Genomic DNA, 13947 nt, shown 5'->3' with positions numbered 1-13947 from the left:
CAGAGAAAGCCGGATCGGGGGCACGTGAGGCGACGATTCTCGGCCCCTCACGGTGCGACTCAGAGCACGAAGAAGGCCCCGGGCGAATCGCCCGGGGCCTTCTCACTCACTCAGCACGTCAGTTGCTTCGCGACTCCGTCGCTCGACAACCTCAATCGGCTCGGCCGGACGAGCAAGCTCGCCGGCTCTCGCCTCAATCAGTTGTACGTGCCCGGCGTGATGTCGTCCGTCGAGAACGCGTCGAAGTCGACGTAGCCGAAGTCGCCGTCCGCGTACGCGCCGTCGGATGCGAAGATCCGGTTCGGGTAGCGCTCGCTCTTGGCTTCCTCGGTGGCCTCGACCGTGACGTCGCGGTACTTCGAGAGACCAGTTCCGGCGGGGATGAGCTTACCGATGATGACGTTCTCCTTGAGACCGACCAGCGGGTCGCGCTTGCCCTCCATGGCGGCCTGCGTGAGCACGCGGGTCGTCTCCTGGAAGGATGCGGCCGACAGCCACGACTCCGTCGCGAGCGACGCCTTCGTGATACCCATCAGCTCCGGACGGCCCGACGCGGGGCGCTTGCCCTCTGCCACGGCCTCGCGGTTGATCGCCTGGTAGCGCTTGAGGTCGACCATCTCACCCGGCAGCAGGGTCGTGTCGGCGTGATCGACGACGGTGACCTTGCGGAGCATCTGACGGACGATGACCTCGATGTGCTTGTCGTGGATCGGCACACCCTGCGAGCGGTACACACCCTGGACGCCGTTGACGAGGTAACGCTGCACCTCGCGGGCACCCATGACGCGCATGACCTCCTTGGGGTCGAGCGTGCCCACCAGGATCGGCTGACCGACCGTGACGTGCTGCCCGTCCTCGACGAGGAGGGTCGCGCGGCGCAGGACCGGGTAGACCACTGCCTCGTCGCCGTTGTCGGGCGTGAGGATGACCTTCTTGGCCTTGTCGGTCTCGTCGATCGTGATGCGTCCATCGGCCTCGGCGATCGGCGACGCACCCTTGGGGGTACGAGCCTCGAAGAGCTCCTGGACACGGGGCAGACCCTGGGTGATGTCATCCGCCGATGCCGAACCACCGGTGTGGAACGTACGCATCGTCAGCTGGGTACCGGGCTCACCGATCGACTGGGCCGCGATGATGCCGACGGCCTCGCCGATGTCGACGGTCTTGCCGGTCGCGAGCGAGCGGCCGTAGCACTGCGCGCAGACACCGACAGCGGAGTCGCAGGTCAGGACCGAGCGCACCTTGATGGTCTCGACACCCGCCGCGACCAGCTTGTCGATGAGCACGTCGCCCACGTCGTCGCCAGCGGAGGCGAGGACCTCGCCGGCCGCGTTCACGACGTCGGAGGCCAGCGTGCGGGCGAACACCGAGTTCTCGACGTTCGCGTCGCGCACCAGCTCACCCTGCGAGTTGGCAGCCGCGATCGGGAGCTCGAGGCCCTTCGACGTGCCGCAGTCCTCTTCGCGGATGATGACGTCCTGCGAGACGTCCACCAGACGACGGGTCAGGTAACCCGAGTCGGCGGTACGCAGAGCGGTGTCGGCCAGACCCTTACGGGTACCGTGCGTCGCGATGAAGTACTCCGCCACCGACAGACCCTCGCGGTACGAGGAGATGATCGGACGCGGGATGATCTCACCCTTGGGGTTGTTCACCAGGCCTCGCATACCCGCGATGTTGCGGATCTGCAGCCAGTTACCACGGGCGCCCGAGGACACCATGCGGTTGATGGTGTTGTCCTCAGGGAAGTTCGCCTTCATCGCGGCCTGGACCTCGTCGGTCGCCTCAGTCCAGATCTTGATGAGCTCCTGGCGACGCTCCGAGTCGGTCGTGAGACCCTTCTCGTACTGCGACTGGACCTTCGCGGCCTGCTTCTCGTAGCCCGCGACGATCTCCGCCTTGTTCGGCGGCGTGAGGATGTCGCTCAGGGCGACGGTCACACCGGAGCGCGTGGCCCAGTAGAAGCCGGCGTCCTTGATGCGGTCCAGCGACGCAGCCGTCTCGACCTTGGGGTACTCCTCGGCCAGCTTGTTGACGATCTGCGACAGCTTGTTCTTGTCAGCCTGCTCGCGGACGAACGGGTAGCCCTTGGGCAGCGTGTCGTTGAAGATCGCCTGACCCAGCGAGGCGTCGACGAGACCGTGACGCTCGTAGCCCTCGGGAGCGTCGCCCTCGAGGAACGTCAGACCGGGGATGCGGATGCGGACCTTGGCCTGCAGGTCGAGGGTGCCCTCGTCCTTCGCCAGGATCGCCTCGCCCACCGAACCGAATGCACGACCCTCACCGGCTGCGCCCTCCTTGACCGTGGTCAGGTGGTGCAGACCGATGATCATGTCCTGCGAAGGCAGGGTCACCGGGCGGCCGTCGGACGGCTTCAGGATGTTGTTCGACGCGAGCATCAGCACGCGGGCCTCGGCCTGAGCCTCGACCGACAGCGGCAGGTGCACAGCCATCTGGTCACCGTCGAAGTCGGCGTTGAACGCCGCGCAGACGAGCGGGTGCAGCTGGATGGCCTTGCCCTCGACGAGCTGAGGCTCGAACGCCTGGATGCCGAGACGGTGCAGGGTGGGTGCACGGTTGAGCAGCACCGGACGCTCGCGGATGATCTCCTCGAGCACGTCCCAGACCTCGGGACGGGTGCGCTCGACGGCGCGCTTGGCAGCCTTGATGTTCTGCGAGTGACCGAGGTCGATCAGGCGCTTGATCACGAACGGCTTGAAGAGCTCCAGAGCCATCTGCTTGGGCAGACCGCACTGGTGCAGCTTCAACTGCGGGCCGACGATGATGACCGAACGGCCGGAGTAGTCGACGCGCTTGCCGAGCAGGTTCTGGCGGAAGCGACCCTGCTTGCCCTTCAGCATGTCGCTGAGGGACTTCAGGGCGCGGTTGCCAGTACCCGTGACCGGGCGACCACGGCGACCGTTGTCGAACAGTGCGTCGACGGCCTCCTGCAGCATCCGCTTCTCGTTGTTGACGATGATCTCGGGGGCGCCGAGGTCGATCAGACGACGAAGACGGTTGTTGCGGTTGATCACACGACGGTAGAGGTCGTTGAGGTCGGAGGTCGCGAAGCGGCCACCGTCGAGCTGCACCATCGGGCGCAGCTCCGGCGGGATCACCGGGACGACGTCGAGGACCATGGCGGCCGGGCTCATGCCGGTCTCCAGGAACGAGTTGACGACCTTCAGGCGCTTGATCGCGCGGATCTTGCGCTGACCCTTGCCCTCGGAGATCTGCAGGTGCAGGTTCTCAGCCTCGGCCGCGAGGTCGAAGGCCGCCAGGCGGCGCTGGATCGACTCGGCGCCCATGTAGGCCTCGAAGTACTGGCCGAAGCGGTCCTGCAGCTCGTGGAAGACGTCGTCCTCGGGGCGGAGTGCGCCGACCTCGAGCGTGCGGAAGTCCTCCCACACGCGCTCGAGCTTGGCGATCGCCTCGTCGGCACCCTTGCGGATGAGCGACATCTCCTTCTCGGCGGCGTCCTTGACCTTCTTCTTGACGTCGGCCTTGGCGCCCTCCGCCTCGAGAGCGGCGAGCTCCTCCTCCAGCTTCGCAAGGCGCTCCGCGATCTTCGAGTCGCGGCGGTCGCCGAGCGTCTTCAGCTCGAGGCGGATGTTGTTCTCCTGCGTGCCCAGGTCGCGGTGACGAGCATCCTCGTCGACCGAGATGACCATGTAGGCGGCGAAGTAGATGACCTTCTCGAGGTCCTTCGGCGCCATGTCGAGCAGGTAGCCGAGACGCGAGGGCACACCCTTGAAGTACCAGATGTGCGTGACGGGCGCGGCGAGCTCGATGTGGCCCATGCGCTCACGACGGACGGAGCTCTTGGTGACCTCCACGCCGCAGCGCTCGCAGACGATGCCCTTGAAGCGGACGCGCTTGTACTTGCCGCAGGCGCACTCCCAGTCGCGGGAGGGGCCGAAGATCTGCTCTCCGAAGAGACCGTCCTTCTCCGGCTTCAGGGTGCGGTAGTTGATGGTTTCGGGCTTCTTGACCTCACCGTACGACCACGCGCGGATGTGGTCCGCAGTGGCCAGGCCGATGCGAAGCTCGTCGAAAGTGTTTGACTCGAGCACAAATTCTCCTGTGTAGGAATTCTTCTGAAGAAATCGGGGAGGTGGGCCGCTGCCCTGGCGTGACGCTCAGGGCAGCGGCCAGAACCTTAGATCTCGTCGATCGAGGCGGCCTCGAAGCGGCTGGAGATGTTGATTCCGAGCTCCTCCGCTGCGCGGAAGGCCTCGTCGTCGGTGTCGCGGAGGTTGACAGCCGTGCCGTCCGCCGAGAGGACCTCGACGTTCAGGCAGAGCGACTGCATCTCCTTCATGAGCACCTTGAAGGACTCGGGGATGCCGGGCTCCTGGATGTTCTCGCCCTTGACGATCGCCTCGTACACCTTGACTCGGCCGAGGATGTCGTCGGACTTGATCGTGAGGAGCTCCTGGAGCGCGTACGCGGCGCCGTAGGCCTCGAGGGCCCACACCTCCATCTCACCGAAGCGCTGTCCACCGAACTGCGCCTTACCACCGAGCGGCTGCTGGGTGATCATCGAGTACGGACCCGTCGAACGCGCGTGGATCTTGTCGTCGACCAGGTGGTGGAGCTTCAGGATGTACATGTAGCCCACCGAGATCGGCGCCGGGAACGGCTCGCCGGAGCGACCGTCGAACAGCTGCGTCTTGCCGCTCGAGTCGATCAGGCGCACGCCGTCGCGGGTCGGGGTGGTCGCGTCGAGAAGACCTGCGATCTCCTCCTCGCTCGCACCGTCGAACACCGGGGTGGCGACCTTGGTGCCGGGGGCGGCCTCGAACGCGTCCTTCGGGAGCTTCACAGCCCACTCCGGAGTGCCCTCGACCTTCCAGCCCTGCTTCGCGATCCAGCCGAGGTGGGTCTCCAGGACCTGGCCGAAGTTCATTCGACCGGGGATGCCCAGCGGGTTCAGGACGATGTCGACGGGAGTTCCGTCCGCGAGGAACGGCATGTCCTCGATCGGGAGGATCTTCGCGATGACGCCCTTGTTGCCGTGACGGCCGGCGAGCTTGTCACCCTCGGTGATCTTGCGCTTCTGGGCGATGTAGACCACGACGCGACGGTTGACGCCGGAGCCGAGCTCGTCGTCGCCGTCCTCGGCGTTGAACTCCTTGACGGCGATGATCGTGCCCTGCTCGCCGTGGGGCACCTTCAGGGAGGTGTCACGGACTTCGCGGCTCTTCTCGTTGAAGATCGCGCGGAGCAGACGCTCCTCGGCCGACAGCTCGGTCTCGCCCTTCGGCGTGACCTTGCCGACGAGGATGTCGCCGGGGCGGACCTCGGCGCCGATGCGGATGATGCCGCGCTCGTCGAGGTCCTTCAGGAGCTCGGGGCTGACGTTGGGGAGGTCACGGGTGATCTCCTCCTTGCCGAGCTTCGTGTCGCGGGCGTCGACCTCGTACTCCTCGATGTGGATCGAGGAGAGGGTGTCGTCCTTCACCAGGTCCTGGCTGAGGATGATCGCGTCCTCGAAGTTGTAGCCCTCCCACGTCATGAACGCGACGAGGAGGTTCTTTCCGAGTGCCAGCTCACCGTTCTCGGTGGCGGGGCCATCGGCGATGACCTCTCCGACCTCGACGCGCTCACCGGCGTTGACGACGACCTTCTGGTTGTACGACGTGCCCTGGTTGGAGCGGTCGAACTTGCGCAGGTGGTACTCCTGCGTTCCGCCCTCGTCGAGCATGACGACGACGCGGTCCGCGGAGACCTCGGTGACGACACCGGCCTTCTCGGCGGTGAGCACGTCACCGGCGTCGATGGCCGTGTAGCCCTCCATACCGGTTCCGACGAGCGGCGAGTCGCTGCGGAGCAGCGGCACAGCCTGACGCTGCATGTTGGCGCCCATGAGTGCGCGCTGTGCGTCGTCGTGCTCGAGGAAGGGCACGAGCGAGGTCGCGACCGACACCATCTGGCGCGGCGAGACGTCGATGTAGCCGATCTCCTCGGGCAGGAAGAGGTCCACCTCGCCCGAGCCGCCCTTGGGGCGTGCGAGGACGTGGCTCTCGCGGAAGCGGCCGTTCTTGTCGAGCGGGGCGTTCGCCTGCGCGATGTTGAAGTCGACCTCTTCGGATGCCGTGAGGTAGTCGATGCGATCGGTGACGACGCCGCCCTCGACCTTGCGGTACGGGGTCTCGATGAACCCGAACGAGTTGATGCGCGCGAACGTCGCGAGAGCACCGATCAGACCGATGTTCGGGCCTTCAGGGGTCTCGATGGGGCACATGCGGCCGTAGTGCGACGGGTGGACGTCACGGACCTCGACGCCTGCGCGGTCACGGCTCAGACCACCGGGGCCGAGAGCCGAGAGACGGCGCTTGTTGGTCAGACCCGCGAGCGGGTTGTTCTGGTCCATGAACTGCGACAGCTGCGAGGTTCCGAAGAACTCCTTGATCGCGGCGACGACGGGGCGCACGTTGATCAGGGTCTGCGGCGTGATGGCCTCGATGTCCTGCGTGGTCATGCGCTCGCGGACGACGCGCTCCATGCGGGACAGACCCGTGCGGACCTGGTTCTGGATCAGCTCGCCGACCGCGCGGATGCGACGGTTGCCGAAGTTGTCGATGTCGTCGGTGGCGATGCGGATCTCGGCCTGCTTGCCGCCGCGGATGCCGTCGAAGCTCTCGACGCCTGCGTGGATGCGCACCAGGTACTTGATCGTCGCGACGATGTCGGCGACGGTCAGCACCGAGTCGGTGAGCGGAGCGTCGAGACCCAGCTTGTGGTTGATCTTGTAGCGACCCACCTTGGCCAGGTCGTAGCGCTTCGGGTTGAAGTAGAAGTTGTCCAGGAGCGCGCGGGCGGCCTCGGCGGCGACCTGCTCGCCCGGACGGAGCTTCCGGTAGATGTCGCGGAGCGCGTCTTCCTTGGTGACGATGGTGTCCTTCGCCAGGGTCTCCTCGATGGAGGGGAAGCCGGCGAACTCGGCGAGGATCTCCTCGCTGGTGAGGCCCAGGGCCTTGAGGAAGACGGTGACCGACTGCTTGCGCTTGCGGTCGATGCGGACGCCGACCTGGTCGCGCTTGTCGATCTCGAACTCGAGCCATGCACCACGGCTCGGGATCACGCGCGCAGACACGATGTCCTTGTCGGACGTCTTGTCGGGGGTCTTGTCGAAGTAGACACCGGGCGAACGGACGAGCTGCGACACGACGACGCGCTCGGAGCCGTTGATGATGAACGTGCCCTTGTCGGTCTGCAGCGGGAAGTCGCCCATGAAGACCGTCTGGGTCTTGATCTCACCCGTGAGGTGGTTCATGAACTCGGCCTCGACGTACAGCGGGGCGGCATACGTCTTGCCGCGCTCCTTGCACTCCTCGATCGAGTACTTCTCCGGCTCGAGGTACGGGTTCGTGAACGAGAGCTGCATCGTCTCGCCGAGGTCCTCGATCGGGGAGATCTCCTCGAAGATCTCTCCGAGGCCCGAGATCTCGTTGACGTCGGTGCGCCCCTCGGCCTTCGCCTCGGCGACGCGCGCCTTCCAGGCGTCGTTGCCGACGAGCCATCCGAACGACTCCGTCTGCAGAGCGAGCAGGTCGGGGACAGTCAGCGTGTCGGAGATCTTGGCGAACGAGAGGCGGGATGCTCCGCGTCCGTTCTTGGTGGTGGTGGATGTGGATGCGTTGCGAGCAGCAGCCAAGGGAATAACCTCCGTGAGCCCCGCAGGGCTTCTCGATTCCTTTGTCGTCAGGTGGAGTTCGCGCTCTGAAGCTCAACGAATGCCGACCACCATATGAGGGCACGGAGAAGCGAGCGCAACTACCAACTATACGTGCGATTCCACGACATGGCAAGTCAAATCCTTGACCAATTCAGGATGCTGCGGTATTGGCATCCGCTCCCCTGCTCAGGCGAGGGTCAGGACCACTTCCACGAGGCGAGCACCGACTCGGCGAGCGCGACCCGATCGGCCTGGGCGACCGTGCTGTTGAACGAGAACGTGACGACGAAGGTCGCCTCGTCGTTGCTCAGGTAGTACTGCTCCATGGCTGCGGTCACGCCGCCGCCGGACATCTCCGCCGACAGGTGCGCGGCCTCGGAGCCCGCGATGGTCTGACGGGGGTTCACCGTCACGTTCGATGCGCCCGCCGCCTTCAGCTCGGCGACGCCCGCGGACTCGACCTGGTCGGCGGTGACCACACCGGCCGGCGACTTCACGACGTTCATGTTGTCGGCGAAGCCGTCGGCATCCGCCACGTCGGCGACGATGCTGTCCGGCGTGAAGTTGGGGATCTCCTGCGTGGGCACCGACCACCCCTCAGGGGCGTTGAACGTGTACGCGGATCCCGTGATGACGGGGCCGGTCGACGGCGTGGCGCTCAGCTCGGAGGCCCCTGAGCCCGAGGACTCGGATGCCGACGCCGACGGCTTGTCAGAACCCGCAGGGGCGGGGATGGCCGACGAGCACCCCGTGAGCGCGAGCGACGCGGCGAGCAGGACGGCGGCGGAACGGAGCTGGGTGCGCATGCCGCTCAGCCTATCCACAGGATCCGACATCCGGGTCAGCCTCTTCCGCTGGGGTCCGCCAGTGCACCGGCAGACCCCAGCAAGAGAGTTTCGACCGGGGGGCGTCAGGACGCGAGGTTCACCTCGTTCCCCCCCCGGATCAAGCAGAGCCGACCGAAGGAACGAACTCCGAATCCCGCGTTATGCCAGGGCGCTTGACCACAAGAGATCGTCCAGATCCGTTGCACGCCACGGAGCGTAATCAGACGCCGCTGTCGCCACCGCCAGGAACCCGGGCGATCTGTGATTCACCTTGATCTGCTGACTCAACCAAGCGAAGTCGAAGCCACTGCTCTCACCCATGACCTTGCTCAACACCGCGTCCAGACCACCCCTCGCACTGTCGCGACTGTCGAGTGCTTGTGCGATCGAGAACGCAGTTCTAAGTTCAACTGCTCTCGGCTCTTCATCAGACACTGAAGTCAACAGACTCGCTGCGCCAAGTGCGGCAAGCGGGTCGTGCAGCGCAACGAGCCGCAAGATCCCCCAATGTCTAGGGCTACTCTCGAAGATTCTGAGTAGCTCAAGCACTGGAAGTTCGGCACGCGAGTCGCGTCCGATAGCCCACCGAGACAACCCCAGATTGTGGATCGCATCTAGATCGGCCGGAGTGACGCCACGCAAGCGGAAACACTTAGCGAGCCAAATCGCCCAGCGGTGCACGCTTTCAGGCTGCGCCACGAGTGATCGCAGTAGCCATTCTAGAGACGCGCTGCCGAGTTCATCGAGACCCTCTTCCTCCGACATGCCTCGCAGATACTGAGACAAGATGAACTCGAAGAGATGCCGGACGTCAGGAGAGAGCCGCTCACTGTCCGAACTCGTCTCCGTCACTGCTGTCGCAAGCAGCTTGAGTTTGGCCCATCCAGCATTTGGCTCCACGCTCGACCGAATCTCGCCTTGAAACTGGAACCCGGTTCCAACCACAGGAACGCCTGTGATTGCACACTTGCCGTCGAACGGCCTGTCGCGCCTCTCTGAAGCTGCCCACTGCTCGATGTGGCCCAGCTCTAGCGGACTTTGGGGCGGAGTCACCGACTCAGCAGCGACCCAGTCTTCGAATGACCCGAGTCCCCCCACTTCCGCCAGTTCCGACAGCGAATTGAGGGTCCCGGCCCAATCACCTCCGGGCCCGCTGTCTTCACCCGAGCGCGACTTCGCAAAGCGAATGCAAGCGCTGAGCACCCAAGGCATTCCTCGAAAGTTCACAATGAGCTCTTCATCCACCAAAGCCAGGAGACGTAGCGCCGTTGAGAGCGTGGACTGACTGGGCCGAAGCGCAAACGATGCGATCGCACGAAGCTCGGGCACCGACTGTGGACATGTCTGTTCGATCCAGCGCCATGCGTCGGCCTCGGATCCGAGCGGTGTCAAGGAAAACGTGATTGCGCTGCTTTGCAGTTCTTCGCGCCACACCCCGCTGCGATACGAAGTCAGGGCACTGAAGTGCTGAACCCAAAGCGGGCGCTGATCATCTTGGGCCGATCCAACTCGACGATACGAGCCATGACCGTTTATGCTTAGCAGGTCCCATGGCGCTTCATCCCAGATGAAGGGGCTACAGACTTCGGCAATTCGGGAGTTCCCTTCGACCCACGAGTAGTAGATCAGATCCCGCACTAGCTCGGGACTTGCTTGACCCACAAGATTGACTAGGTATTCGCCGCTGTCAGCGCGCTCCTCTTCAAGAAGGGAAAGCAATAAAGCGCGGTTCAACCAAGTGCGCCTATCTGTCGGAGTCATCGATCTTGCGCGGTCTCTAACCACCTGTTCGGAATAAGTATCGCGCAGTACCGCGAGCTTCCTTAACCTTTGCCCAGCCCGCGCGGAAACAATCTCGGCCGCGGTGTCTGCAAGATCTCGGGCGTACTTTGGGATAGACGCGCAACTCCCATCCGCAAGGATATCGGCGGCCAGATCCGCTCCGACCAGAACGCCGGTTTCCACTTCGCTTTCGCGATTCAAAGTGGCACAGAGCAGGGTTACCTCGGCTCGTAGATGCTCCTTCTTGGCGAATATTCCACCCACGGCGAAGAGCACCACGTTGCGCCAATGTGAGCTGCTGGCAAGCTTGTGGAGCGCTTCAGGGACTGAAGCTTCGGCGAAATTTATCACGTGTTCCGCAGCCATGAACTCCTGAAGACTGCGAAGTTCGAAACCTAACTTATCCGCCGTTCCGTAAGTCAAGAAGACAAGACGATCAGTGACCAACTGAGTAAAGTCGGACATCAGCGCGTTAACCGCAACCTCGTCGTGCCCTTGCGCGGCGAATCGGTCTCGCGCAATGGTTTCAAATTCGGTCCTAGTCAAGGCGGATGATGTTTCGCCGGGTTCCGAGCTACGCTGCTGCAATTCGTATCCGACTATTCGGTGAATGGCCGCGATGTCCGACTCGTAGCGCTGCAAGAGTTCGCTCAGCCCACCGGACTTCTCCTGCTCGCGACTAAGGATGATGTCGTAGTACGCGGAGAACAGTCTCCAACGATCTCCGGGAGCCTTACCCAGCTTTTCGAGCAGAATGGTCAGAATGGTCACCTGAAGCGGCGACGTGAACAACCTCAAGGTGCTGTCGTCCTCCGATGCCTTCTCAAGACGACTCATCACACGAGCCACAGTTGCGTGGGCTCCGACAAATCGCACTTCGAGCAGCGCGTGAGCACATTTGAGTGCGGTCGTGACGTCGAGCGGCGCAAGCTGCACGTGAGCGTAAGAGTCGACATGAAACTCGTTGGCGTAGCCCTGAGGTCTCGTCGTGGCAACGATGGAGACATCACCCCCCACTGTTGATGCGTCCACGAGGAATTCCTTGATAGCACGAACGACTTGCGCCCGGTTGCTCGACGCAGGTACCTCATCCAGCCCGTCGATGAAAACCACCCATGGATAGCGCTCGAGCCAGCGAATGAGATCCATGGTATCGATATGAACCGCGCTCCCGATGTTGATTTGGTCAGCGATAAAGTGAAGAAGTGATGCACCGTCATTCGCCGCGATAAAGTCGGCGAACTCTGTCAAGACAACCCGTGTCGGCCAGCGTCTCGACCGCAGCGATGGCATCCCCACCTCTGTGGCCCGACTCCGCACCTCCGCGATCAGAGGCGCGATGTCGCCGTTCTTTTCGAGCTCACTCCCCGAGAGAAAGGCGACCCTGTAAAGTTGCGCCAGCCACTGTGTAATGGTGCTCTTCCCCTGTCCAGGACCACCGACGAGAACAGTGTGTATCGGTCGGTTATGATCAGTCCCCGCAGAGCGAGATACGTTAAGAGACTCGACGATGAAACTTGCCGCACCCGGATCGACCGAGGCTACGCCGCTCCCTTCATTCCACAGCGAGCCGACGTTCGTTGCCTCTCCGTCGTACTCACTCAGATCCCAATCGAACCCTGCGGCCTCGAATGGGAGGTCAACGAAGACATCGGCAATTGTTACTCGAGTATCGTCCATCGCACCTGCTTGAGTCAGACCAATGTGCGCGTCCTCCATGAGCGAACGCCCCGCCGCTGATCGTAACGCTCTTGACGTCTCCCGATCACTCGCACTTGCAGCATCGAGCATCTGTGATAAAACGTCTCCCGCTGTGACGAAGGCCGCATACCTTCGGCGGATGTCGGACGAATCATCAAGTAGCCTAGAGATGTCATCAAAGTCCCAAACCCGAAAGTCCCTTATCGGCAGTTGCAATTCCTTGATCGTCTCCGTCAAAGAGTCGCGGATAGCATCCTTTCCTCCACCAGGGGAAGGAGAAAGTCGAACGTTTGTCGCAAACAACATGAAGTCTGGCTTTCGAATTCGAGCGTTTCCCTCTTTCGCCCAGTCTCGCAACTCTTTAGAAAGCGCCTTCTCAATCCAGTCATAATTTGCGGCAGGGGCAGCCGGAAACTCAGAATACTTGGCTTGTACTACCCCAAAGCCAGTCCAATCAGGTGCAACCCCAAGGGAAGCTGCCTCGCCATCCCAGGTCGCCTCTCGGCCACCATCGGCCCCAGCACCGAACGACGAGACGCGCGGGCCGATTGCCTTGGTCGCCAGAGCCTGCACCATGTGCTCAAATTCTTTCCAGCCCAGATTATCCAGATCGTAGGTCACACTGCCGATCGTGGCGGTGATCCCCCCAGTAGTCAAACTGCGCCTGCGATTCGATCCGCTGAACTCGCCGACGCCGCCGGCTGAGCTCTGTCGGCCGTAGGTCGCCCGCTGCAGTTGGATCGTCGGACCGGACCGGACCGGCCCGCGCCCCTTCAGGACGCGATGTTCAGCTCGTTGCCCGGGATGGACGCGAGCAGGCGCCGCGTGTACGGATCGCGAGGGTTGGTGAAGATCTCCTCCGAGGAGGCCGCCTCCACGAGCGAGCCGTCCTTCATCACGCACACGTAGTCGCTGATGAGCCGCACCACCGCGAGGTCGTGCGAGATGAACAGATAGCTCAGGCCGTACTCGCTCTGGAGGTCGCGCAGCAGCGTGAGCACCTGGTCCTGCACCAGCACGTCCAGCGCCGACACCGGCTCGTCGCACACGATGAGATCCGGAGAGAGCGCGAGCGCCCTCGCGATCGCGACGCGTTGACGCTGACCGCCCGAGAGCTCCGACGGGTACCGCCGCAGCATCGACTGCGGCAGCGCCACGTCGTCGAGGAGCTGACGGACGCGCTTGCGGCGATCGGCGCCGCTGCCCCTCCGGTAGAAGTCGAGGGGCTCGGCGATCAGACGCTCGATCGTGAACATCGGGTTCAGGCTCGAGTACGGGTCCTGGAAGATCGGCTGCACCCGCTGGCGGAAGTCGCGCGTCTCCGCCTTGCTCAGAGACGACACGTCCTTTCCCTCGAATCGGATCAGGCCGCTCGTCGGCTCGATCACCTTCAGCAGCATCCTCGCCGTCGTCGTCTTGCCCGACCCCGACTCGCCCACGATGGCGACCGTCTCCCCCCGCGGGATCGCGAGCGAGACGTCGTTCACCGCCACGAAGTCCTCGCCCCGACCGCGGACGGGGTAGACCTTCGTGAGGTTCTCGATCTCGACGATGTTGTCCACGGGAGCGGATTCCGCCTCGGCCTCCTCCTCGCGCTCCTTCGCGGCGGACACGAAGGCCTCCGGCCGCAGCCGCGCCGCGGCCACGGAGGGCGCGGCCTTCACCAGGGACTGCGTGTACGGATGCTGGGGATCCTCGAGGATCTGCCGCGCCGGACCCTGCTCGACGACCCGGCCCCTGTGCATCACGACGACCCGCTCCGCCCGCTCGGCCGCGAGGCCGAGGTCGTGCGTGATGAGCAGCACGGCGGTGCCGAGCTCGCGCGTCATCGCCCCGATCTGGTCGAGGATCGTCTGCTGCACCGTCACGTCGAGGGCGCTGGTCGGTTCGTCGGCGATCGTGTAGCCCGCGACGGTCGCGGCGACGCTGATGTCGTTCGACGAGCGCGTCGCCGCG

General features: G+C 63.9%; 5 protein-coding genes. All 5 read right to left on the bottom strand.

Annotated elements, in window-relative coordinates:
* Window positions 1–197: 197 nt before the first annotated feature.
* A complete protein-coding gene (gene rpoC / locus CQ047_RS02120) occupies window positions 198–4073 on the bottom strand; it encodes a DNA-directed RNA polymerase subunit beta' (protein WP_105672636.1) in 3876 nt (1291 codons plus the stop codon).
* An 86-nt stretch (window positions 4074–4159) separates the two neighbouring features.
* On the bottom strand, window positions 4160–7660 hold the full coding sequence (locus CQ047_RS02115) for a DNA-directed RNA polymerase subunit beta (RefSeq protein WP_105672635.1): 3501 nt from the start codon (window positions 7658–7660) through the stop codon (window positions 4160–4162).
* Between the two features lie 218 nt (window positions 7661–7878).
* Window positions 7879–8487: a hypothetical protein gene (locus CQ047_RS02110; protein WP_105672634.1), complete on the bottom strand. Its 609-nt coding sequence runs from the start codon at window positions 8485–8487 to the stop codon at window positions 7879–7881.
* A 180-nt stretch (window positions 8488–8667) separates the two neighbouring features.
* The gene (locus CQ047_RS02105; RefSeq protein WP_146114249.1) at window positions 8668–12612 is read right to left on the bottom strand and encodes an NACHT domain-containing NTPase; all 3945 of its coding nucleotides are present in this window, start codon (window positions 12610–12612) and stop codon (window positions 8668–8670) included.
* A 152-nt stretch (window positions 12613–12764) separates the two neighbouring features.
* Window positions 12765–13947 (bottom strand): ABC transporter ATP-binding protein (locus tag CQ047_RS02100; protein ID WP_105672632.1); only part of this gene is annotated, 1183 nt, incomplete at its 5' end.

This window comes from Microbacterium sp. MYb72 (genome assembly GCF_002979415.1).
Classification (GTDB): domain Bacteria; phylum Actinomycetota; class Actinomycetes; order Actinomycetales; family Microbacteriaceae; genus Microbacterium; species Microbacterium natoriense.
Note: the sequence above shows the minus strand (reverse complement) of the source record. Positions and strands in the feature narration are given on the sequence as shown.